Below are 21,445 nucleotides of genomic sequence, written 5' to 3'. Positions count from 1 at the left end.
TGTCGTTTTCCTTTAGTGCGCTGTCGCGTTACCGGCGGAGGCCGCCTGAATAAGGTTTTCGGTGGTCAATTCGGCCCCTGACAATTGCCCCGCAATCTTGCCTTGGCTAAAAACAATGGCGCGGTGACAGACGGCGGCGACTTCTTCAAAGTCGGTCGAGACAATGATGATGCCGACGCCTTGCTCCATCGCGCGGTTCAGCAGGGCATAGATTTCGGCTTTGGCGCCAACATCGACACCGGCCGTGGGGTCTTCGCAGATCAACAGTTTGCGCTTTGTCGCAAGCCAGCGGCCGATGACCACCTTTTGCTGATTGCCGCCGGAAAGCGATTCAATGGTCATGCTCTGATCGTTCGGCGAAAGTGCCACGCCTTCACCGATCGCATGCGCCAGCTTGGTTTCCGTCTTTGGCCGCATGAAGGACAGGATTTTGCGCCCCATGGTGTTGGGATTCAGAAAGGTGTTTTCGCGAATTGTCAGGGACATTGCGACGGATTCTTCGGTGCGATCACGGGCGACAAGCCCGATGCCCGAAAGAAGCGCAGTTTGGGGGGTGCGCAGATCCGGCGCGGCATCATTTAACGTCACCTGCCCTTCGAACGCCCAATCACCAAACAGCGCGCGCGAAACTGCCTCATGCCCGGCACCGCGCAGACCTACCAGCCCCAGCATTTCATTGCGGTGCAAATCAAAGCTGACCGGCCCCGCGACATCCAGCGTCATATCCCGCACTGAAAGAACAGGCGCGCCAAGTGCCGAGGTCGTCTTGATCACCTGCCGGGTTTTGCGCCCAACAATCATATAGACCAATTCCTCGGGCGTGGTGTGGTCGATGGCGCGCAGGCCCACCAGTTCGCCATCGCGAAGCACCGCAACACGGTCTGCAATGCGAAAGATCTCATCAAGCCGGTGCGAGACATAAATCATGCCAACGCCCTGTGCCTTCAGCGGTCGCAACGCCTCGAACAACCGCTCGACCTCATCTGCGGGCAAAGAGGCTGTGGGCTCATCCAGCACCAGAAAATCGCAATCAACTGCCAGCGCCCGCGCAATTGCTACAAGTGATTTCTCGGTACGTGAAAGATCCTGCACCCGTGTCGAAGGGTCAAAATCGCAGCCAACCTTGGCCAGCGCCTTGGCGGCAAAACTTTCGACCTCGGGCCAATCGATCAGCTTGCGTTTGCGCGCAAAGCCAAGCGCGAGGGCGATATTTTCCGCGACGGTCATCCATTCGATCATGCCCAGATCCTGGTGGATAAAGGCCACGGATTGCCGCTCACCAAAGCCGCCGGGGCGGTGCTCATAGGGCGTACCATCGATCAGGACGCGGCCCTCGTCAGCCTTATGAATGCCGCCGAGGATTTTGATCAGTGTGGATTTCCCCGCACCATTCTCGCCAAGAAGCGCAACAATTTCACCCCGCTCGATGTTAAGCGAGACATCACGCAGGGCGTAGGTTCCACCAAATTGCTTTTTTATCCCGTCAAAAAACAGGTTCTTTTGGGCTGCATCAAGCACAGCGTTCTCCTCCCTCGACAGGCACTCCACGCTCCTCAACGTGACTTGAGTTACCCGTAACTTTTCACTATCATTTGTCGGAACAACGGCTAAGTCAACAAAAAAGTTACGGGTAACGTAGGTCAGTGAAAAAGCGGTTAAACCTATGAAAAACAATAAGATAAGCCTTGCCGAAGTTGCCAAGGCCGCAGGCGTTTCCAAAATGACGGCAAGCCGCGTGTTGCGTGACGAGGGCGGCTTTTCAGAGCAGACCCGTGTGAAGGTTATCGCCGAGGTTGAAAGACTTGGTTATTTGCCGAATCGGCTTGCTACGGTTTTCGCTGGCGACAAACGCTCGACCTTTGTCGGCGTCAGCATCCCCGAGCTGGGAAACGAGATTTTTGCGCAGGTTCTCGAAGGTATCGACCGTAAACTTGGCGCCTTTGGGCATCAGACAGTTCTGGGCATGACCGAACATGTGCGCGATCAAGAAGAGAAATGGATCGAGACCGTGCTGTCCTGGCAACCTGCCGGTTTAATAATCACCGGCCGCTCGCACAGCCAAAGGTCGATTCAGATGCTCAGGGGGGCTGGTATTCCGCTGGTCGAAATCTGGGATTTCAACTCTAACCCGCTGGATATGTGTGTGGGCCTTAACCACTTCGACAGCGGCTATGCGATGGGGCAGTTTCTGGCCGGTCGCGGCTATCGCAAATTTGGCTATGCCGGCACTTCGCATGATACCGCGAACGCCGCGAGCGCGCGGCTGGCAGGTTTTGCAAAGGCGATTTCCGATGCCTCCGGGCAGCTTGAAAAGCAGATTTTGCTCAGGGATGTGCCGGGGTTTTACACTGGCTATTATTGCACGGAACAGCTTTTGGCGTCGCATAGCGATGTCGAAGTGATTTTTTACCAGAACGACAACATGGCCGTTGGCGGCTATGAATATTGCGCGCGCGCCGGGCTTTCCGTGCCGGGGGATATCGGCATTGCCGGCTGGGGCGATTTGCCGATTTCATCTATTCAGCCGTACCGCCTTACCTCTGTTGCGGTGCCGCATCTGCGGATTGGCCAGCTTTCAGCGGAAATGGTGCTGGCAAGGATTCATGGCACGCGGGTGCAACCGACCCGGGACGTTGGCTTTCGCCTTATCCCCGGTACAACTGTCTGGCCGGCTACAAGCTAAACTTGCGCCCAAGGCCCATGGTTTCCCGAGGTACCGTCATCCAAACGCGCAAAACCGTGCAGGCCGAAAAAGTCACGTTGACCTTGGATCATATTTCCCGTGCCGCGCGCGGTGAGCATACCGTCGAATTAGGCCAGCGCTGCGGCATGCGCGGGAACAGGTTGACCATGCTGTGCCGCAATCGCCACCACCTGCCGCGGCGCATCGTGGCTTGCTTTGATCTTGTCGGCAAAGAAAGCGCTGCAAGTTGTTGTGCCTCGATCGCTGTCCAACGGCCCGTGCCTTTTTGGCCGGTTGCTGCGTCGGTCGTGCCTGCAACTTTCCTTGCAATCTCGATCAGGTAGGATTGCAGCGCGCCTTTGTTCCATTGCGCGAATATCTGTGAAATCGCAGGGGCAGCCAGCCCCAAACCATCGCGCAACAGCCCGTTAGATTCCGCGATGAGCTGCATATCTGCATATTCGATGCCCATTATGCACCGCTTTGACGAAATGCCCTGCCCCTTCTTCGCCCATCCAATCCGCGCAGGCCTGACCCTGAAACTTGGCGGCGATGTTGAGGGCAAGCGCCGAGCGCATGGTGCCAAGGCCGATAAGGCCGATCTAACCCTTACTCATGGCGTCTGGTTTCCCTTGCGGTTCAACGTCACGCGATAGAGGCTTGTCGTTGCTGTTATATAAAGCTCATGTTTTGCGCGGCCGCCAAAGCAGATATTTGACACCAGTTCCGGCACAAGGATCTTGCCCATAAGGTGCCCGTCAGGGGCCAGGCAATGAACACCGTCCGCCGCCGAAGACCACAGGTTGCCTTCACTATCCACCCGGATGCCATCGGCAACGCCTGGATCTATCTTGTGGAAAACCCGCCCGCCCTTTGGCCTGCCGGTAGATGCACAGTCATAAACCCGGATATGCTGCGGATCAGAGCCATGCATCCGACCGGTATCAGCGACGTAGAGCAGGCTTTCGTCAGGTGAAAACGCAAGGCCGTTGGGGCAGTTCATGTCATCGATCATTACCTCGATCGCAGCCGTTTCGGGCGTAACACGATAGACGACACAGGGGTTTTCCTGTTCGGCAGCAAAGCCTTCGTAATTCGTCATGATGCCGTAATGCGGATCGGAAAACCAGATTGTTCCATCTGATTTGACCACCACATCATTTGGCGAGTTCAATGGCTTGCCGTTAAATCGGTCAGCGATAACAGTGATGCTGCCATCGTATTCGGTTCGGGTCACCCGCCTTGTACCATGTTCGCAGGAAATCAAGCGGCCCTGGCGATCACGGGTGTGGCCATTGGCATAATTCGATGGCGCGCGGAAAACAGAGATGCCTTGCTCGGGGGACCATCGCATGATTTTGTTATTTGGGATGTCGGAAAAAAGCAGACATTGTGCATCACCAAACCAGACCGGGCCTTCGACCCAGTCGAACCCCGTTGCAAGCTTTTTGACGGGCGCGTTTCCAAGTACGAACGTCCCAAAAGCCGGGTCTATAATTTCGAAACACGACATGGTTGCTCTCCCCTCAGATATGATTGATAGTTATCGATAACATCCCCCATCGTCAAACCCTCAGGAGCCAAAATGGAATATTTTTCAAACACGACACAATTGACCCATTCCGCCGTCTTGGCAATGCTTGGCGCGGCCGTGGCAAAGGCCGAAGCCATGCAACAACCACAGTGCATCGTAATCGTTGATGCCAGCGGCCAACTGCTGGGTGAAATCCGCATGACCGGCGCAAAGTTTCTCAGCCGCAAAAGCGCTTTGGCCAAGGCTTTGACGGCTGCCTCAACCGGTAAGCCAAGTGCGTTGATCCCCGAGCACGTTCGCCTTGAAATCGGTATGGCCACGGGTGGCAATGTTACTGGCCTGAAAGGTGGCCTGCCGATACGGTTCGGCGGTCAGTTGCTTGGCGCTATTGGAGTAGGTTCTGGCACTGGCGATCAGGATGTCGAAGTCGGCCGCGCCGCACTTTCGGCCATTGGAACCGAGGAATAAAAGTCGCCTTGCTTGGCACCGGCCTTTTGGGCGCGGGCTTTGGCAGAGGTCGCAACGGTGGCAAAGACCCCTTTGGCGCCAGATAGCCGATGGATTTCGGGATTTGGTCGAGGCCCACGATGGTGCAGGCCCCGACCCTTCAGCTTAAGTCCTCTGGCTCAAGATGCGTCGGAAAAACTGATCTGCGCTTTCATCGCCCGACTGCGGTCGCCTGCTGTCTCAAAGGCCTCAACGGCCTGCGCCAATGGAAAGGTTTGGGTAATGAAGGGTTTGACATCGATTAAACCCTTTTGCATCAAGCTGACGCCGGTATTGAACTCTTCATGAAACCGGAAAGAGCCGCGCAGCGACAACTCTTTTGCGGTCATCGCCTGCACCGGCAACGTCATATCACCGCCAAGCCCAAGCTGAACAATTGTGCCACCGGGGCGCATCGCAGGAATAGCCCCCGCCAGCGCCGAGGCAGCGCCCGAGCATTCGAACAGCACATCGAACTGACCCTTGTCGACCGCATAACCCTGCATCGCCTGTGACTCTGTGGCCATGTTCACCGTGACATCGGCGCCCGCCTTGCGCGCCATGCCAAGGGTGAAATCACCAAGATCGGTTGCAACGATAAGGTCAGCCCCCGCCCGCCGCGCCGCAAGAATACACAAGATACCGATCGGGCCGCAGCCCGTTACCAGCACCGATTTGCCAAGCAAGGGCCCTGCCCTTTTGGTGGCATGCAGGCAAACCGCAAGCGGTTCGGCCATCGCCGCCTCGCCCGCAGTCAGCCCGTCAGCGGGGGCGCATTGGCTGGCATCGGCGACCAGAACCTCACGGAACGCGCCCTGAATATGCGGGAAAGGCATCGCAGAGCCGTAAAACCGCATGTTGAGGCAATGGTTAAACATTGCCTGACGACAATAGGAACAGTTGCCGCAGGGCCGCGATGGCGACACGGCGACCAACTGGCCTTTGGACAGACCGGTAACCCCTTCGCCCAATGCGGTGATATACCCCGACACCTCATGGCCCAGCACCATCGGCTCTTTCAGCCGGATCGGGCCAAAGCCGCCGTGGTTGAAATAATGCAGATCCGATCCGCAGATCCCGCCCATGGCAAGCCGGATCTGAACTTGGCCAGGGCCGGGCGCTTCGGCCGGTTTCTCTTCGATACGCAGGTCACGCGCGGCATGGATGACGATGGATTTCATGAGGCTCACAGAACTGGAGTAAGAAGATCACGGCCCGCGAAATGGGCCGTCAGATTGTCGCGCACCAAGGCACCCATAGCTTTGCGGGTTTCAAAAGTTCCCGAGGCATGATGCGGTTGCAAGAGCACATTCGGCAGATCAAGAAAGCGCGGATTGAGCGCTGGCTCGCCTTCAAAAACATCCAACGCAGCCGAACCGAGCTTGCCGGTTTCAAGCGCATCAAGCAAGACCGTCTCATCAATGTTTGACGCGCGGCTGATGTTGATGATCATGCCCTGTGGCCCCAGCGCCTCGATCACTTGGCGGTTCACGATATGGCGGGTGGCCGCAGAAGCCGCGAGGGTTACAAACAGAAAATCGGCATGGCGGGCAAGGGCTAAGGGGTCCTGAACATAGGTCCAGTTCGGCGCATAATCCTTGGGCGAGACGTCGGAATAAGCGATATCGAGGTCAAAACCGGCAAGCCGTTTTGCCACTTCAAACCCAATCCGGCCAAGCCCCAGTACGCCGACCTTTTTGCCCCAAACCCGATTGCGGAGCGGATAGAGCCCCTTTGCCGCCCACGAGCCGTCGCGCACCCAAGCCTCTGCCCCGATCATGCCGCGCGATTGCGCCAACATCATCGCAACCCCCAGATCAGCCACATCATTTGTCAGCACATCCGGTGTATTGGTCACACGGATACCCCGCGCGCGGCAGGCTGCAAGATCAACCGCGTCATAACCCACCCCGTAAACCGAGATCAGCTCTAGGTTAGGACAGGCCGCGATCATGGCCGCATTTGCCCCCAGTTCACCCCGCGTCGCAATTGCGCGCACCTTTGGACCGACCTGCGTAAGGAAAGCGGCTTTGTCGTCTGCTTCGAAATAACGATATGCGGTGAAGGCTGCATCAAGGGGGGTCTGATCCCATTCTGGATAGGGTCCGACTTGAAGAATTTCGACTTTTGACATTCTGATGGTCCTGAGTGAGATGAATCGTTGACAAGTATTGTTATCGATAACATAAACAGTGACAACATCATTTGTCGAGTCCAAAAGGAATGTCATGAGCCTGTCCCTATTTGACCTAAGCGGAAAGCGCGCCCTAATCACCGGATCGTCACAAGGCATCGGATTTGCCCTTGCCCGAGGCTTGGCCAAGGCGGGTGCGGAAGTCATTCTGAATGGCCGTGATACTGCCAAGCTTGCCGCTGCCGCCGAGGTTTTGCGCGGCGAAGGTGCTACGGTTTATCAACTTGAATTCGATGCCACCGATCACATGGTCGTTCGCGCAGCCGTCGATGGTTTCGAGGCCGAAACCGGTGCTATCGACATTTTGGTCAACAATGCCGGAATGCAGCACCGCACCCCGCTGGAAGATTTCCCTGCCGAGGCTTTCGAGCGGCTGTTGCAGACCAACATCGCCTCGGTTTTCCATGTTGGCCAGGCGGTTGCCCGGCATATGATCAAGCGTGGTGCCGGTAAGATCATCAATATCGCCTCGGTGCAAAGCGCGCTCGCCCGCCCCGGCATCGCGCCCTATACCGCGACCAAGGGCGCGGTCACCAACCTTACCAAGGGCATGGCCACCGATTGGGCCAAGCACGGGCTGCAATGTAACGCGCTTGCCCCTGGCTATTTTGACACGCCGCTGAACAAGGCGCTGGTCGATGACCCCGCCTTTAGCGAATGGCTGGCCAAGCGCACGCCTGCAGGCCGGTGGGGGAAGGTCGAGGAACTGGTCGGAACCTGTATCTTCCTGTCTTCGGCGGCCTCTTCCTTTGTGAATGGTACTACGATTTTCGTCGATGGCGGCATCACGGCATCGCTATGAGCCGCATCGTCGTGATGGGGGTTTCCGGTTGCGGCAAAAGCAGCATCGGGCAGGCCTTGGCCAAGGCGGTTGGCGCCGCGTTTCTTGACGGCGACGATTTGCATCCGGCCAGCAACATCGCGAAAATGCGTCGCGGTGAGGCCTTGAATGATGATGACAGAGCGCCTTGGCTTGCCAAAGTCGGCAAGGCGCTTGCTGCGGACAATCGGGTGATCGCCTGCTCGGCGCTTAAACGGAAATACCGCGACCAGATCCGCGAAACCGCGCAAGCCGAAGTGATTTTTTTCTATCTGCGCGGACAACGCGAAACCCTGTTGCAGCGGGTGGCAAGACGCCCCGGTCATTTCATGCCGGCATCGCTGCTCGACAGCCAATTGGCAACGTTTGAAGAGCCTCTTCCAGACGAAACACATGTGGTCGCAGATATCGAACAAGAGCCAGCGGCGATCGTCGGCTTATTTCTTTTAGGGATGAAGGAGATGACACCATGACACTGAATGTTGCGTTGATTGGTGCGGGTGCCATGGGGGGGGCCATTGGCACGCGGTTGCTGCAAACCGGACAGAACCTGACAGTCTTTGATCTGGATCCGGAAAAAGTGTCGGTACTTGTCAAGCTTGGTGCAAAGGCTGCCCCGACTGCGGCAATCGCAGCTTCGGCGTCTGACTATATTATCACCAGCCTGAATGCCCCCCATATCGTCGATATTGCGGTCTTTGGCAAAGATGGCGTTGCCGAAGGGGCGCGGCTAGGCAGTCTGTTGATCGATATGTCCTCAATCGACCCTGATGCAACCAAGTCCATGGCAGCCAAAGCCTCGGAACGTGGCCTGCGCTGGGTTGACAGCCCCCTTTCGGGGGGCGCGCCCAAGGCTCTGACTGGCGAGCTGACGCTGATGGCCGGTGGTGCCGCGCAAGACGTCGCAGATGCGCATGTCGTCCTAAAACACCTTAGCACCAACTACACCCACATGGGGCCGGTGGGTGCAGGCCAAACCACCAAGCTGATCAATCAGGTCCTATGCGGGCTGAACTTTATGGCCGTGGCCGAGGCGACGCAGCTTGCGATCAATTCCGGCGTCGACGCCGCCAAAGTGCCGATCGCATTGCGCGGAGGTCGCGCCGATAGCGCGATTTTGCAAGAATACATGCCCCGCTTTGCCAGCAAAGACTACCGGCGAACGGGGCGGATCGACAACATGGTCAAAGACCTGAACGGCGCGCAGGATCTTGCGCGACGCACCCATACCTCGATGCCGCTGACAGCACTTTGTGCCGAGATCCACCGCATGCTGACTGCGGCGGGTTTGGGAGGCGAGGATCAGGCGGCATTGATGGAATACTTTACTGGACCCAATAAGGAAATTTTCCAATGATTACACGATTTGCTTTGTTTGAAGGCAGCATAAAGCCCGGCAAAACCGAGGCTTTCCGCGCGGCTGTCAATAGCCGCCTTGTGCCCGTCTGGACCCAATTCCCCGGCAATACTGATGTGCGGGTCAGCTTTGGCGAAGAGCGTGATGAAGGCGCGCCCGAGTTCCCGCTGATGCTTGCGATAACCTATCCGGACCGTGCCGCGATGGAGGGTGCCCTGACCAGCGCGCCGCGCAGTCTGTCGCGTGAGATTACTGGCGAAATCGTGGCCGAGTTTTTCGACGGGCGTATTCACCACCATGTAACCGAAGCGTCGGAATACAAAGCCTAGCGGGATGCTTTTCGGTGGCAAAAGCTAAGCGCACGGCTTACCAATGGTCGACGCCAAGAAATGAGGGGCCATGCAACGACCATCCGTAACGATGAAAGATGTCGCAAAGGCTGCCAAGGTTTCGGTGATGACGGTAAGCCGCGCGTTCAATGCTGACAAATCCGTCAATGCAGAAAGCCGGAAAAAAATACTCGCGATTGCCGAAAGCCTTGGCTATGTCTTTGATGCGACGGCCGCCAATCTGCGCACGCAAAAATCTGGCTTTGTGGCGGTGACGATTCCTTCGATCAACAATGCCAACTTTGCGGCAACTGTCGACGCAATATCTGAACGCCTTGCCCAAGCTGGCCTGCAGGTTCTGCTGGGCTACAGCGGCTATGCCATTGATCGCGAAGAAGAGTTGATTGTGCAACTGCTGCGCCGCCGCCCCGAGGCGATTGTGCTGACGGGGGGGCACCATAGCCCGCGGGCGCGCAGGTTACTAGAAAATGCCGGGATTCCGGTGATTGAAATCTGGGAACTTCCCGCAGATCCGCTTGGCCATGTCGTGGGGTTTTCCAACGCTCAGACCATGCATGGCATGGTCGATCACCTTGTCGCCTTGGGCCACAAGAACATCTGCTTTGTCGGCGGCGAAGAGACCGGCGATCAGCGCGGTATGGACCGCCGTCGCGGCTTTATCGAGGCGATGACGGCGCATGGGCTTTCGCCAGAGCACCTGTTCGCGGCAGGCCCTGCCCCGGTTTCGATGCGCGAAGGTGCACTTGCAATGGCAAAGCTATTGGACAGTTTTCCGCAGGCTGATGCGGTGGTTTGCGTCTCTGACCTTATTGCCTTTGGCGCGCTGAGCGAATGTCAAAGGCGGGGTATCGGCGTGCCTGAGGACATAGCGATTGGCGGTTTCGGCGCCTATGAGATTGCCGCAGTGGCGCATCCGACCATCACCACGATTGACCCGCAACCGCGCGAAATCGGGTATCGGACAGCGGCATTGATCATTGATCTGCTTGATCCCGCGCGCGATGTGGCGCCGCGCCAGCGGGTTGAAATTGACTGGCGGCTTTTGGCTGCAGGCAGCACATCGCGGCGGGTGTGAAGACCTCAAATCCAAACAATCGAACAGCTTGGCAATGCCCCACCTTATTGCGCGCGCGTTGTCTGCCCGGGGCAAAGCGTACAGGGCAAATGGGTATTGCGCGGCGGTGCTATACCACTGAGGCGGGCCAGCAGATGCCGCGCACCGACAAGGCCCATCTGGCGGCGCGGGGTTGACATTGTCGTCATCGGACGGGCCAGCACATGATTGAGGTCAAGCCCGTTAAACCCGACGATGCCCAAATCGTTTGGTACGGTCAAACCCGCCCGTTCCGCCGCCATCATGCCACCAAAGGCGATGTGGTCGTTCAGAAAAAACACAACATCGGGTCTGTTGGTTTGCGGCAAGGCATCGAACCCTTGCTGCCCCATTAAAAAGGCGTTGTTCGGCTCTACCGTGATCCGCTGCAACGGATCAGAGCCAATAGAACGAAACGCCCTGATCAAGCCCGCGACCCGCTTGTCGGCACGCGGGTCATCACCTTCTGGCGGGCCAACGAATGCCGGCTTGCGATACCCTAATTGCGCGACATGCACCCCTAACTCATGCCCGGCAGCCAAGTGATCAATGCCAACGCAAATATCGATAGGGTCATCCGTGACATCCCAGATTTCGAGCGTGGGAATGTTATCGCCGCGCAGTTTGCTGCGCACGCGGGCATGGTGATCGACCCCGGTCATAATAACCGCAGCGGGCCGCCACTCAAGAAGCTGGTCAGTCCATTTTGCTTCGCGCTCGGTATCGTAGTCTGTGGTTTGGACAAGGCAGGAGTAACCCGCCTGCTCGATTGTGCGGCGCATGCCCAAAAGGGCATCTGCAAAGACATCGTTGAAAAGCGTGGGCAACGAAAGGCCAATCAGTTTGGAATTGGCCTGAACCAATGCACGTGCGTTGCCGTTTGGAACATAGTTCAGCTCTTGGACAACCTGCAGAACGCACTGCCGCGTGGTCTCGGAAACGCCGTTCAGACCGCGGACAGCGCGCGATACCGTCATCAATGACACATTGGCCTTTTCGGCCACATCTTTGATGGTTGCGCGGCAAACTGTTGAGTTTTTTGCCAAAAAATATCCTTTCCGCCCCACAAAACCGGAACGTTAACGTTAACGCTATTGCAATTATTTCCATCTTCACAACGCGCCGTCCATACCAAATGATAACGATAACATTCGGGAGGAAGAAGAGAGTGCCAAGAATCGTTCTGGAGCAAGTGCGGAAATCTTACGGGGCGGTAGAGGTTCTGCACCCGATTGACCTGAAGCTGAACGATGGTGAGTTCACCGTGCTGGTTGGGCCATCTGGCTGCGGCAAATCGACGACCTTGCGCATTCTGGCGGGGCTTGAAACCCTTTCAGGCGGCGAAATCTATTTTGATGACAAACCTATAAGCGCGCTCGACCCAAAGGAGCGTGACATCGCGATGGTGTTTCAAGATTACGCGCTTTATCCGCATATGAATATTGCCAAGAACATGTCGTTTGCTTTGCGTCTGGCCAAAGTTCCCAAAGCCGAGATCACCGAGAAAGTGCAGCGCGTTTCCAAGCTGCTGAATATCAACCACCTTTTAGATCGCAAGCCAGCAGAGCTTTCAGGTGGTCAACGTCAACGCGTTGCTATGGGCCGGGCGATGGTGCGCGATGCCAGCACTTTTCTGTTTGATGAACCTTTGTCCAACCTTGATGCCAAGCTACGCGCCAAGCTGCGCACCGAGCTTGCCGAGATGCGCGATACGATCGACAAGAACATGATCTATGTGACGCATGATCAGGTCGAGGCGATGACGTTGGGCGACCGGATTGTCGTGATGTCAGACGGTCGCATCCAGCAGCAAGGGACGCCGGAAGAGCTGTTCAAAAGCCCGATCAACCGCTTTGTTGCAGGGTTTATTGGCAGCCCGACGATGAACTTTATGGCCGGCACCCTGACCGAGGCGAACGGCCAATTGTGGGTTCAAGGCGATGGGTGTCGTTTGCCGCTTTCGGCCGAACAGGCCAGCCGGTTAAAGACATTCAAAGGCGCTGACGTGGATATCGGCCTTCGCCCGTCCTCGATCACGGATGATGTCTCTCGTGGGGCGCCGATTGAGCTGCGGGTTGTGGTGTCGGAATATTTGGGCGCGCAAACTGTTTTGGTCACGCGCTGTGGCGGTACCGAACTTCAGGTCGAAATGTCCAGCGCCGGTCGTTTTGCTGCCGGACAGACCCGCACCTTCGGCGTGGTCACAGACGAACTCATGATTTTTGATCGGGACAGCGGCCTACGTCTCTGACCCCAATACTGAAACCAAAGGGAGGAACCTAAGATGTTTCAATCAACCAAGGCCCTAGTCGGGCTTTCGGTCAGCGCGGTGCTGACATGCTCTGTTGCTTTCGCCAACCCCTATGAACCCTATGCGGGCACAACGCTGGTCGTAAACTTTCCGGCGCACCCGCATTATAACGCGGTCATGGAGATCCTTCCGCAGTTTACCGAAGAGACCGGGATCAATGTCGAAGTTGACCAGCTGGAATACCTTAAAATGCGCGAGCGCCAAACGCTTGAGCTGACCAAGGACAAGGGCGACTATGACCTTGTAGCCTATGTGGTATTCTCGAAGGCAGACTATGTCTTTGCCGACCAGCTTGAAAACCTGGCAAAATATTTCATGAACCCGCGCTTGGCTGATCCGACCTATGACGCAGGCGACCTGATTGATGGCTATGTGGCCAATATTGGCGTCGCGGGCGGTGAAAAAGGCTATCTTCCTGGCCAGACCGGTTCGCTGTTCGGCATTCCTTTTGGCGCGGAAACATCCGTTCTGGCCTATCGCAAGGACATTTTTGAAAAGCTTGGCCTGAAAGTGCCAACCACCTATGACGAGCTGCTGGATGTTGCCTGCAAAATCCCACAATTAGAGCCGGGTATGGGCGGTATGGCGACACGTGCGGCCTCGGGCCACCACGCAAGCCATGCGTTCTTGCTGCATCTGGCGCCGCTTGGCGGTCGCGTCTTTGACGCCGAATGGAACCCGATCATCAACAGCCCGGAAGGCGTTGCCGCGGCCAAGGCCCTTAAAACGCTGGTAGATTGCGGCCCGGAGGGTGGCGCAACATTCGGCCCCGCCGAAGCGGCGGCCTCTTTCCAGCAGGGCAAGTCGGCCATGTTCATGGATTCCATCGCGTTTGCGGCCGGTTTTGAAGACCCGAGCAAATCGACGGTTGTCGGCAAGGTGGGCTATGCAATGCACCCCGAGGGCGTGCGCCGCGGCAGCCAAACCGGCGGTTTTGGTATCGGCATCCCGGCCAATGCCCAACACAAGGAAGCGGCGTTCTTGCTGATGCAATGGTTGACCAATAAAAAGCAAGACTTGGCGATTGCAATGGCGGGGGGCAACCCTTCGCGCTTCTCGACCTATCAGAATGCCGAGTTGAATGCGAAATACCCCTATTCGGCCACCTTTGGCGAAGCGCTGAAATATGCCGATCCGGACTGGCGCCCGATCATCCCGACATGGGGTGCGATCAATGCCGATATTGGTACCACAATGAGCAAGGTGTTGACCGAAGGGCTTGACCCGCAAGAGGCACTTGACGGCGTGGCCGAACGTGCCCGCGCGATTATGGACGATGCAGGTTACTACACCTGGTCCAAATAGACGTTTCTTTTCCAAACGCGGGCCTGCCCAAGTGTCGGGCAGGCCACCTTCCTTTCCTTGTTTCGACGAAAGAGTCCGATGCAGATAGCGCGTATAAACCGACTGACGCCTTATTTCTTTTTGGCCCCCGCCATTATCGTCATGGCTGTCGCGCTGCTTTACCCGATCGGCTACATGGTCTGGGCCAGCTTTTTGGACTGGAACCCCAGCCAACGGATTGGCGAAGCAGATTTTGTTGGCCTGCGCAATTACGCCAAGCTTTTGAACGACGCGGCCTTTCTTGAAAGTTTCTGGGTCACGGTCAAATTTGCGGCTGTCGTTGTTGTGCTGGAAATGATTTTGGGTGTTGGGCTGGCAATGCTGCTGGACCGCCAATTGCGCGGTATGACCTTGCTGCGCACCATCTTTATCCTGCCCATGATGATTGCGCCTATCGTGGTTGGTTTGATGTGGCGCTACATGTATCATCCCAGCGTTGGGCTTTTTAATCGTACCCTGAAATCATTTGGCCTAGAGCCTGTTCCATGGCTGTCGGATGGCACTTGGGCCTTTGCCTCTATCGTGATTGCCGACATCTGGCAGTGGACGCCGTTTATTTTTATCCTCTCTTTGGCCGCCCTTCAATCCTTGCCGCGATCGGCAATGGAAGCGGCCCGGATTGACGGCGCGTCCGGTTGGCAGTTGATCTGGTTTATCAAACTGCCGCTGATGCTGCCGGTATTGATTGTTACTGCGCTGTTGCGGTTGATCGATGCCTTTAAAGTGCTGGAAGTGATCTTGGTGATGACCAACGGCGGGCCAGGCCTGTCGACGGAAATCCTTGCTTTGCGCATCTCGCGCACCGCCTCGGAATTCCGCGAGCTTGGCACAGCTGCGGCCATGTCCAACCTTTTGCTGATTTTGCTCATGGCACTGACGCTCGCAATGTTCACCTACACCAAAATTTCCGAAGCTCGTGCAGCGCGTCTGCGTGCGGCGGCGTCAAAGGATCACTGATATGGCAAGCCCTCAGTCCCGCAAAACCAACCCTGCGTTCTATGCGTTGTTGACAGCCTTGATTGTTATGTCGGCCGGGCCAATTGCTCTGATGTTGGCGACCTCGATGAAACTGAACGTCGATATCATGTCGGAAACATCCAGCCTGTTTTTCATGCCTACACTGCGCAACTACGAAGTCGCCTTATGTGACTTCCTGCCCTATGATGTAGAGGGTTTGCGCCGCTGTGATCCGACCTTTGGACGGTCGCTGGTCAACTCCTTATTCATCGCGATTACATCGACAACGCTGACACTCGTGCTGGGGTGTATGGCGGCTTATGCCTTGGTCCGGTTTCGTTTTATGGGGCGGAATGTGGTGTCTTTGGCGTCATTGGTCATGCGCATGGTGCCGCCAGCCGTTTTGTTGGTGCCGGTCTTTGGCATCTGGACTTATCAGTTCCAGATTGATGGCACCCGCGCAGGCATCATCCTTGTTTATGTCGCGATGAATCTGCCATTTGTTATCTGGATCTTGCAGTCCTTTATCGTTCAGGTCCCTATCCAGTTGGAAGAGGCCGCACGTATGGATGGCGCCGGACCGTTTCAGACCTTCTTTCTTGTCGTATTGCCATTGATCAAACCCGGCCTTGCGGCGGCTGCAATCTTTACATTCCGCGTGGCGTGGAATGAGTTCCTGTTGGGCAACGCGCTGTCCGACCGCAACAGCCGGACTGTGCCGGTAACGATTGTGAATTCGCTGACCGAGTATGATATTGACTGGGGCGTCATCATGGCCACCGGCATGCTGCTGGCGATCCCACCGATTATCTTTACCTTTATCGCATCACGCCAGATCATAACCGGCATGACCGCCGGCGCCGTGAAAGGATAGGCAATGCTGGAGTGGTTGCTCTCTCCGATCGACGCAAGTCGTGCCCATGATGTCGGCCCGCACCTGTCATGGCATGCCCGTTCGATGTTTTTGGCATGGGGTTGTTTGGTGCCTTTTGGCATCCTCTCTGCCCGCTATTTCAAGGTCTTGCCCAAGCAAGATTGGCCGATGGAACTGGACAATCAGACCTGGTGGGTTGCCCATCGCATTGCCCAGTATAGCGCGCTGGCCTTTATGATGCTGGGGCTCTACCTGATCCTGACAATACCAGCCCCGACCGCCTCTGTGACCAGCGCGATTTGGGTGCATCGTTTGCTGGGGTGGACCACTTTGAGTTTGGGCGCGCATCAGTTTTTATCCGGCTGGCTACGTGGCACCAAAGGTGGGCCAACCGATCCACGGGGGCAGATGCGCGGTGATCATTATGATATGTCCATACGGCGCGTGATCTTTGAGCGACTGCACAAAACGTCGGGCTATTTAGCCTTGGTTTGTGCCGTGCTGGCCATGCTGACCGGGCTATGGCAGGCGAATGCCCCACGCTATATGTGGATTGGCATTTTGCTGTTTTGGGGCGGCTTGGGTCTGGCTATCATGTTAATCGCACCGCGGCTGCGGCGCATCCCGACTTATGAGGCGATCTGGGGCCCGAAAAACACACGGGCACAGGATTGATTGCCTGACCATTGCCAGTTTGCGCTTGCCACAAGTGCACGTGCCTTGCGCCGCGAAACCAAGCAAGCTGGCGCCCGGCGCAGCGCGACAATCCAGCCGACAAGGGGGGCGCATTTCACAGGTTTTTTCTCGAAAAGCGATAAAATTCAGGTAGGGAAAACCTACTTTTGCGACTGCGCCAGAATTGCGGCAAACTAGGGTTGATGTACCAGAATTCACCCCATCTATTCTAGAAACCCGACTGCCCTACGCATGGGAATTTGCACCTGTTCGAGAATGTTGACCCGTCGTTCCTTGGTTGTGGCACCTTCCCGCTTGCCGTTGATCGTTGCGGCATGCCCAACCATTCGCACAAGATCTGAAAATCCAGCATCAGATTGCATAGCCTGCACCACACTGGGCTGCCCCCCATCGCCTTTGAACGGACAGAGGCTTGGGCGATCACCGAGGGGCGATGACAGGTTCACGCTTACACAGGTAAACACGTGCAATCGCACTTGACCCGCGAATTTTTCCCGCCCAATCTGCCGGAATGAAGCCAAAATTACCCCAGCACCCTGCCCCGCAAGATGCCGCCATTCGCGCCGGTATCGCACCTGTGATCTGCTATCCGGTCGAGGGCTTGCCGCGCCCCGATACGCGCGCCTATCAAGCCGCACGCGAAGGCTGGACCAAGCTTTCCGAAACTTTGATTCCACCACGCGATGCCCGCTGTTTTTCGGTTCCGCAGGGCCATTTTTTCCGCATCACCAGTATTGAGGGACCGCAGGTCGGTGATCTTAATCTATGGGCCACGGATAATCTGTCCGAGCGGTTTTATTCCGGCAAAACCCGTGCGCTTCATGGCACACATCTTTCCACTGGCGACCGGCTTTGGTCCAGTTTTCCCAGTTTGCGGCCCATGGCTTTGATTACCGATGACAGCCTCGATTGGTACGGGTTTGATGCTTTTGGCGGGGCTGTCCATGATGTGATCGGCACACGTTGCGACCCCTACACCCATGCCTTGCTGTCAAACGGCGGGCAGTATCACTATTGCTGCCATTCGAACCTGACGCGCGCCTTGGCCGATCACGCAGGCCTGACGCTGGAACAGGCGGAACAGCACGTGCATGACGTGCTAAATGTGTTCATGTGTACCGGTTTCACCCGCGATACCGGCCAGTATTTCATGAAATCCAGCCCTGTCCGCCCCGGAGATTACCTGGAATTCTTTGCCGAGATTGACCTGACTGGCGCCCTATCGGCTTGCCCCGGCGGCGATTGTTCATCCGAGCATTCCTCGGAATCCGCTGCCTGCTATCCTTTGCTGGTTGAGGTGTTCAAACCAGCCCGAACGCCAAAGGGCTGGGCGGCGCCCGCAGTCAACAGTTACAACCGCAGCCACGGGCGGTAAGATCAGGCATAGCGTTCAGGGCCTATGTTTTGCGCATCGTCGTAGCGGTCGCCATGGGCAAAACCGGGGGGCAAAATGCGGTCAATCTCGGCTCGGTCCGCCGCTGTAAGCATCAGACTGTCGGCACCGATCCAGTCTTTCAAATGCACTGCACTGCGTGTGCCGGGAATTGGGATCAGATGGTTGCCTTGGTCCAATACCCAGGCCAGGGCCAATGCCGCAGTCGTCACCCCTTTGGCGGCGGCAAAGGCCTGAAATGGCGCGATCGCGGCAAGGTTCGCGCTAAGGTTCGGCTCGATAAACCGCGGGATAGTGCGGCGAATGTCGCCTGCCCGCATTAGTGCCGGATTTGGCTGCGCATCGGTCAGCATGCCCCGCGCCACGGGTGAAAACGGCACGAACGCCACCCCCAAATCGGCGCAGGCCCGTATCACACCCAATTCCGGCAGCCGCGTCCATAATGAGTATTCATTCTGCACCGCACGCACCGGATGCACGGCATGGGCGCGGCGGATGGTATGCGGGGCAACCTCGGACAGGCCATAGCCGCCGATTTTGCCCTCATCAATCAGCCGTGCCATAAAGCCGGCGACATCTTCAACCGGCATATCGGGCTGGCGGCGATGGATGTAATAAAGCGCGACATGGTCGGTTTTCAGACGCTTCAAGGATGCCTCCAGCTCGGCCCGGATATAGCTTTCTGAATTGTTAAAGCCGCGCGGCGGGGTGGTCACAATTCCCGCTTTGGTCGCTACAACTGCATCATGCCCGCGATCAGCCAGCCAGTCGCCCAGCACGGTTTCCGAAACCCCGGCGCCATAGATATTGGCCGTGTCGTAAAAGGTAATCCCCGACTCCCACGCGGCATCAAGCGTGGCAAAGGATTCCGCCGCATTCGTCGCACCGAATATCCCGCCAAAGCTAAGGCAGCCAAGCCCGATGCTTGATACCATCGGTCCGTTTGCACCAAGTCGCCGTTGTTCCATAACCAAATCCATTGTCAAAAGGGCAGCGGAGTAAACCCGCGCGAATCGGTTCGGTCAACCCTGTGCGGTGAAAAACTGCCCCAAGGCGTTTCGCCCTAGGCAAACGCCGCCTTCAGCGCGATTTCCACCATATCACCAAAGCTGCGTTCACGCTGATCGGATGGTAGCGCCTCATGCGTCACCAGATGGTCCGAGATTGTCAGGATAGCAAGAGCACGGCGGCCATAGCGCGCAGCCAGCGTGTAAAGCTCGGCCGCTTCCATTTCCACGCAAAGCACACCGTGACGCTGCATTTGCTCGGTCAGGTCGGGGCGCTCATCATAAAACACATCCGACGAATAAATCTGCCCTGCATGGGTCGCCACATCGCGGCCCTCGGCGGCCTTCCACGCCGCTTGCAGCAGGCCAAAATCGGCAGTCGGCGCAAAGTTCAGGTCACGGAAAATCCCGCGCGAAGGCGTAGACATGGTGCAAGCCGACATCGCCAACACCAAATCCCGCACCTTTATGTTCGGCTGCATCGCCCCGGCCGAGCCGATGCGGATAAGTGTTTGCGCCCCGTAATCGCGGATCAACTCATTGGCATAAATCGACAGCGACGGCATCCCCATCCCCGAGCCCTGAATGGTCACGCGATGGCCTTGCCATGTGCCGGTATAGCCCAGCATCCCCCGCACTTCATTCACCAGCTTGGCATCGGTCAAGAACGTCTCGGCGGCCCAACGTGCGCGGTAGGGGTCGCCCGGCATCAGCACGGTTTCGGCAATCTCGCCCGGTTTGGCGCCAATATGAACAGTCATGTCAAACTTCCTTTTCAAACAAACGGGTTAGCCGGCCAAGTGGCGCAAGCCCTGTGTCACATCCGTACGAATGGCCAGCCGCAAACCCGGCTCATCCCCCGCCTTTAGCGCGGCGATGATCAGGCGGTGATAGGGTGGCGGCTCATTCCGGCGCAGGCGGCCGTACAATGCGCGCATCGTAGGGCCAAGCTGTAGCCAAACGGTTTCGGTTAGCGCCAGCATCGCAGGCGCCTGGGCGCGCAAATACAAGGTGCGGTGAAATTCCAGATTGGTGCGAATATAGGCCACGGCGTCACGCTTCATCACCGCTTCGCTATTGGCGCCATTGATCGCGGCCAACCGGTCAATAAGCGCGAAATGCGCCCGTGGCAGCGCACGCGCCGCAAGCTCTGGTTCCAGCAGCGCCCGAATAGAGGCCAACTCTTCTATTCGTTCCGGACTAAGTTCGGGCGTAGCGACCCGGCCTGACGAAGACAGCGACAGCGCCCCTTCGGCCACCAACCGCCGCACCGCCTCACGCGCGGGGGTCATCGATACGCCATAGCTTCGCGCCAATCCCCGCAGGGTAAGCGATTGTCCGGGGGGCAATTCACCGTGCATCACTTGCATACGCAGGCTGCGGTACAGGCGTTCATGCGCCGTGGCGTTCATATCTTGCGGGCGGGGAATCGATGTCGCACCAGACGTCAGCATTGGACAAGCACCTCACTCATTCTGCAAACCGATAGCTGTGCAGCGCATGACCTTGGGTTTTCAGCCAATGGCGGTGGCGTTCATAATCCGGCATCAAACCGGCAACGACGGCCCAAAACCGCGAGGAGTGGTTCATTTCTGCCAGATGCGCCACTTCGTGCGCGGCGACATAGTCCAGCACCAAAGGCGGCGCCATGATTAACCGCCATGAATACATCAAGCCGGCATCGGCGGTACAAGACCCCCAGCGCGACCGCGTGTCGCGCAAGGTGAGTGTGCGATAGCTGCGCCCGAGTTGTTGCGCATAGCGATCTGACGCCAGCGCAAGCCGGTCCCGCGCACGGTGTTTCAGATAGGCCGCCACCCGCACACCGGCCCGCGCCGCGTCACCGGGCACGTGCAACGCGCCTTCTGCAACCATCAGGCTGCGCCCTTTGCCCGGCACCAGCCGCAGCAGCTGCCCCTCAACCGGAATTTCGGCACCAATCCCGACCGCATCGCTAGGCACAACATTGACCAGCGCCTTGCGGATCCAGTCTTCCTGCGCGCGCAAAAAGGCCATTGCCTCATCTTCGCGGGCGCGTGGCGGCAAAGACAACGTGACCCGCCCATCCAACCGCGAGACACGCAGCGACATGCGCCGTGCCCGCGCTGTGCGCCGCAACGTAACCTCGACAGGCGGCGATCCGGGAAGTATCGGCATGTATCCTCTATTCTTGTTGGCGGTTAGGATGCCCGTGGCCCGCAGCTGCCGCAAGCCCATTTGCGGCCCCTTGCGCGATCATTGGGACAAACTTGCACGAACCGATAGCGCAACACCATTGGCCGCAGCGACCGATTTGACTAAAAGCCTTTGACAGCCGCGCATAGCTGTGGCAAGCGACGCTTTTGC

General features: G+C 57.3%; 23 protein-coding genes and 1 pseudogene. 14 read left to right on the top strand and 10 right to left on the bottom strand.

Annotated features, from left to right (window positions below):
- Positions 1-12: 12 nt before the first annotated feature.
- Positions 13-1,518, bottom strand: a complete 1,506-nt coding sequence (locus tag AKU79_RS12680) for a sugar ABC transporter ATP-binding protein (protein ID WP_050523961.1) — start codon at positions 1,516-1,518, stop codon at positions 13-15.
- 145 nt (positions 1,519-1,663) lie between these two features.
- Between AKU79_RS12680 and AKU79_RS12675 the strand changes: the two genes are divergently transcribed.
- Entirely contained in the window at positions 1,664-2,683 is a 1,020-nt protein-coding gene (locus AKU79_RS12675) for a LacI family DNA-binding transcriptional regulator (protein ID WP_050523960.1), read from the top strand.
- On the opposite strand, the pseudogene AKU79_RS12670 reads toward AKU79_RS12675, so the two are convergent.
- Positions 2,680-3,237: pseudogene (locus AKU79_RS12670) on the bottom strand (hypothetical protein); the annotation flags it as partial. The gene AKU79_RS12675 and the pseudogene AKU79_RS12670 overlap by 4 nt on opposite strands.
- On the opposite strand from AKU79_RS12670, the gene AKU79_RS19755 reads away from it, so the two are divergent.
- Complete coding sequence (locus AKU79_RS19755; RefSeq protein ID WP_050523958.1) at positions 3,157-3,339, top strand: hypothetical protein; 183 nt, start codon at positions 3,157-3,159, stop codon at positions 3,337-3,339. The pseudogene AKU79_RS12670 and the gene AKU79_RS19755 sit on opposite strands and share 81 nt — an antisense overlap.
- On the opposite strand, the gene AKU79_RS12660 is transcribed toward AKU79_RS19755, so the two are convergent.
- Positions 3,297-4,196 (bottom strand): SMP-30/gluconolactonase/LRE family protein, encoded by a 900-nt coding sequence (locus AKU79_RS12660; RefSeq protein WP_050523957.1) that lies wholly within the window; start codon positions 4,194-4,196, stop codon positions 3,297-3,299. The two genes, AKU79_RS19755 and AKU79_RS12660, sit on opposite strands and share 43 nt — an antisense overlap.
- Positions 4,197-4,268: 72 nt before the next feature.
- Between AKU79_RS12660 and AKU79_RS12655 the strand changes: the two genes are divergently transcribed.
- Positions 4,269-4,685, top strand: coding sequence for a GlcG/HbpS family heme-binding protein (locus tag AKU79_RS12655; protein WP_050523956.1), 417 nt, complete (start codon positions 4,269-4,271; stop codon positions 4,683-4,685).
- A gap of 158 nt (positions 4,686-4,843) precedes the next feature.
- On the opposite strand, the gene AKU79_RS12650 is transcribed toward AKU79_RS12655, so the two are convergent.
- Both AKU79_RS12650 and AKU79_RS12645 read right to left on the bottom strand, forming a co-directional pair.
- Positions 4,844-5,884, bottom strand: coding sequence for an L-idonate 5-dehydrogenase (locus tag AKU79_RS12650; RefSeq protein ID WP_050523996.1), 1,041 nt, complete (start codon positions 5,882-5,884; stop codon positions 4,844-4,846).
- 5 nt (positions 5,885-5,889) lie between these two features.
- Positions 5,890-6,837, bottom strand: coding sequence for a 2-hydroxyacid dehydrogenase (locus tag AKU79_RS12645; RefSeq protein WP_050523995.1), 948 nt, complete (start codon positions 6,835-6,837; stop codon positions 5,890-5,892).
- Positions 6,838-6,931: 94 nt separating this feature from the next.
- Here AKU79_RS12645 and AKU79_RS12640 point away from each other — a divergent pair, with 94 nt between their 5' ends.
- The 5 genes from AKU79_RS12640 to AKU79_RS12620 all read left to right on the top strand — a co-directional run bounded on the left by AKU79_RS12640 (position 6,932) and on the right by AKU79_RS12620 (position 10,499).
- The gene (locus tag AKU79_RS12640; RefSeq protein WP_050523955.1) at positions 6,932-7,699 is read left to right on the top strand and encodes an SDR family oxidoreductase; all 768 of its coding nucleotides are present in this window, start codon (positions 6,932-6,934) and stop codon (positions 7,697-7,699) included.
- Entirely contained in the window at positions 7,696-8,190 is a 495-nt protein-coding gene (locus tag AKU79_RS12635; protein ID WP_050523954.1) for a gluconokinase, read from the top strand. Before AKU79_RS12640 ends, AKU79_RS12635 begins: the two co-directional genes overlap by 4 nt.
- Complete coding sequence (locus AKU79_RS12630; RefSeq protein WP_050523953.1) at positions 8,187-9,074, top strand: NAD(P)-dependent oxidoreductase; 888 nt, start codon at positions 8,187-8,189, stop codon at positions 9,072-9,074. Before AKU79_RS12635 ends, AKU79_RS12630 begins: the two co-directional genes overlap by 4 nt.
- On the top strand, positions 9,071-9,403 hold the full coding sequence (locus tag AKU79_RS12625; RefSeq protein WP_050523952.1) for a hypothetical protein: 333 nt from the start codon (positions 9,071-9,073) through the stop codon (positions 9,401-9,403). The genes AKU79_RS12630 and AKU79_RS12625 overlap by 4 nt, the downstream gene beginning before the upstream one ends.
- Positions 9,404-9,473: 70 nt before the next feature.
- Complete coding sequence (locus AKU79_RS12620; protein ID WP_231580169.1) at positions 9,474-10,499, top strand: LacI family DNA-binding transcriptional regulator; 1,026 nt, start codon at positions 9,474-9,476, stop codon at positions 10,497-10,499.
- A gap of 44 nt (positions 10,500-10,543) precedes the next feature.
- Here the strand turns inward: AKU79_RS12620 and AKU79_RS12615 are convergent, their stop codons facing one another.
- Positions 10,544-11,563: a LacI family DNA-binding transcriptional regulator gene (locus tag AKU79_RS12615; RefSeq protein ID WP_156209723.1), complete on the bottom strand. Its 1,020-nt coding sequence runs from the start codon at positions 11,561-11,563 to the stop codon at positions 10,544-10,546.
- Positions 11,564-11,685: 122 nt separating this feature from the next.
- Between AKU79_RS12615 and AKU79_RS12610 the strand changes: the two genes are divergently transcribed.
- The 6 genes from AKU79_RS12610 to AKU79_RS12580 all read left to right on the top strand — a co-directional run bounded on the left by AKU79_RS12610 (position 11,686) and on the right by AKU79_RS12580 (position 18,074).
- Positions 11,686-12,768, top strand: coding sequence for an ABC transporter ATP-binding protein (locus AKU79_RS12610; RefSeq protein WP_050523949.1), 1,083 nt, complete (start codon positions 11,686-11,688; stop codon positions 12,766-12,768).
- 33 nt (positions 12,769-12,801) lie between these two features.
- Entirely contained in the window at positions 12,802-14,133 is a 1,332-nt protein-coding gene (locus AKU79_RS12605) for an extracellular solute-binding protein (protein WP_050523948.1), read from the top strand.
- A 78-nt stretch (positions 14,134-14,211) separates the two neighbouring features.
- Complete coding sequence (locus AKU79_RS12600; protein ID WP_050523947.1) at positions 14,212-15,129, top strand: carbohydrate ABC transporter permease; 918 nt, start codon at positions 14,212-14,214, stop codon at positions 15,127-15,129.
- A gap of 1 nt (position 15,130) precedes the next feature.
- On the top strand, positions 15,131-16,003 hold the full coding sequence (locus AKU79_RS12595; protein ID WP_050523946.1) for a carbohydrate ABC transporter permease: 873 nt from the start codon (positions 15,131-15,133) through the stop codon (positions 16,001-16,003).
- A 3-nt stretch (positions 16,004-16,006) separates the two neighbouring features.
- On the top strand, positions 16,007-16,678 hold the full coding sequence (locus tag AKU79_RS12590; protein ID WP_050523945.1) for a cytochrome b561 domain-containing protein: 672 nt from the start codon (positions 16,007-16,009) through the stop codon (positions 16,676-16,678).
- 532 nt (positions 16,679-17,210) lie between these two features.
- A complete protein-coding gene (locus tag AKU79_RS12580; protein ID WP_050523943.1) occupies positions 17,211-18,074 on the top strand; it encodes an urea carboxylase-associated family protein in 864 nt (287 codons plus the stop codon).
- Positions 18,075-18,076: 2 nt separating this feature from the next.
- Here the strand turns inward: AKU79_RS12580 and AKU79_RS12575 are convergent, their stop codons facing one another.
- The 4 genes from AKU79_RS12575 to AKU79_RS12560 form a co-directional block, all read right to left on the bottom strand.
- Positions 18,077-19,060, bottom strand: a complete 984-nt coding sequence (locus AKU79_RS12575; protein ID WP_050523942.1) for an aldo/keto reductase — start codon at positions 19,058-19,060, stop codon at positions 18,077-18,079.
- 95 nt (positions 19,061-19,155) lie between these two features.
- A complete protein-coding gene (deoD, locus tag AKU79_RS12570; RefSeq protein WP_050523941.1) occupies positions 19,156-19,860 on the bottom strand; it encodes a purine-nucleoside phosphorylase in 705 nt (234 codons plus the stop codon).
- Positions 19,861-19,887: 27 nt separating this feature from the next.
- Entirely contained in the window at positions 19,888-20,553 is a 666-nt protein-coding gene (locus AKU79_RS12565) for a GntR family transcriptional regulator (protein ID WP_050523940.1), read from the bottom strand.
- Between the two features lie 16 nt (positions 20,554-20,569).
- The gene (locus tag AKU79_RS12560) at positions 20,570-21,256 is read right to left on the bottom strand and encodes a M48 family metallopeptidase (protein WP_050523994.1); all 687 of its coding nucleotides are present in this window, start codon (positions 21,254-21,256) and stop codon (positions 20,570-20,572) included.
- Positions 21,257-21,445 lie beyond the last annotated feature (189 nt).

The organism is Pseudorhodobacter wandonensis (assembly GCF_001202035.1).
GTDB lineage: Bacteria > Pseudomonadota > Alphaproteobacteria > Rhodobacterales > Rhodobacteraceae > Pseudorhodobacter > Pseudorhodobacter wandonensis.
This window is presented reverse-complemented; position numbering and strand designations above follow the sequence as displayed.

Coding starts and splice junctions, on each gene's coding strand:
- AKU79_RS12630 (WP_050523953.1), top strand. CDS start 8,187: ATGACACTGAATGTTGCGTTGATTGGTGCGGGTGCCATGGGGGGGGCC.
- AKU79_RS12625 (WP_050523952.1), top strand. CDS start 9,071: ATGATTACACGATTTGCTTTGTTTGAAGGCAGCATAAAGCCCGGCAAA.
- AKU79_RS12575 (WP_050523942.1), bottom strand. CDS start 19,060: ATGGAACAACGGCGACTTGGTGCAAACGGACCGATGGTATCAAGCATC.
- AKU79_RS12645 (WP_050523995.1), bottom strand. CDS start 6,837: ATGTCAAAAGTCGAAATTCTTCAAGTCGGACCCTATCCAGAATGGGAT.
- AKU79_RS12560 (WP_050523994.1), bottom strand. CDS start 21,256: ATGCCGATACTTCCCGGATCGCCGCCTGTCGAGGTTACGTTGCGGCGC.
- AKU79_RS19755 (WP_050523958.1), top strand. CDS start 3,157: ATGCACCGCTTTGACGAAATGCCCTGCCCCTTCTTCGCCCATCCAATC.
- AKU79_RS12655 (WP_050523956.1), top strand. CDS start 4,269: ATGGAATATTTTTCAAACACGACACAATTGACCCATTCCGCCGTCTTG.
- AKU79_RS12620 (WP_231580169.1), top strand. CDS start 9,474: ATGCAACGACCATCCGTAACGATGAAAGATGTCGCAAAGGCTGCCAAG.
- AKU79_RS12600 (WP_050523947.1), top strand. CDS start 14,212: ATGCAGATAGCGCGTATAAACCGACTGACGCCTTATTTCTTTTTGGCC.
- AKU79_RS12650 (WP_050523996.1), bottom strand. CDS start 5,884: ATGAAATCCATCGTCATCCATGCCGCGCGTGACCTGCGTATCGAAGAG.
- AKU79_RS12605 (WP_050523948.1), top strand. CDS start 12,802: ATGTTTCAATCAACCAAGGCCCTAGTCGGGCTTTCGGTCAGCGCGGTG.
- AKU79_RS12635 (WP_050523954.1), top strand. CDS start 7,696: ATGAGCCGCATCGTCGTGATGGGGGTTTCCGGTTGCGGCAAAAGCAGC.
- deoD (WP_050523941.1), bottom strand. CDS start 19,860: ATGACTGTTCATATTGGCGCCAAACCGGGCGAGATTGCCGAAACCGTG.
- AKU79_RS12565 (WP_050523940.1), bottom strand. CDS start 20,553: ATGCTGACGTCTGGTGCGACATCGATTCCCCGCCCGCAAGATATGAAC.
- AKU79_RS12580 (WP_050523943.1), top strand. CDS start 17,211: ATGAAGCCAAAATTACCCCAGCACCCTGCCCCGCAAGATGCCGCCATT.
- AKU79_RS12590 (WP_050523945.1), top strand. CDS start 16,007: ATGCTGGAGTGGTTGCTCTCTCCGATCGACGCAAGTCGTGCCCATGAT.
- AKU79_RS12660 (WP_050523957.1), bottom strand. CDS start 4,196: ATGTCGTGTTTCGAAATTATAGACCCGGCTTTTGGGACGTTCGTACTT.
- AKU79_RS12640 (WP_050523955.1), top strand. CDS start 6,932: ATGAGCCTGTCCCTATTTGACCTAAGCGGAAAGCGCGCCCTAATCACC.
- AKU79_RS12675 (WP_050523960.1), top strand. CDS start 1,664: ATGAAAAACAATAAGATAAGCCTTGCCGAAGTTGCCAAGGCCGCAGGC.
- AKU79_RS12595 (WP_050523946.1), top strand. CDS start 15,131: ATGGCAAGCCCTCAGTCCCGCAAAACCAACCCTGCGTTCTATGCGTTG.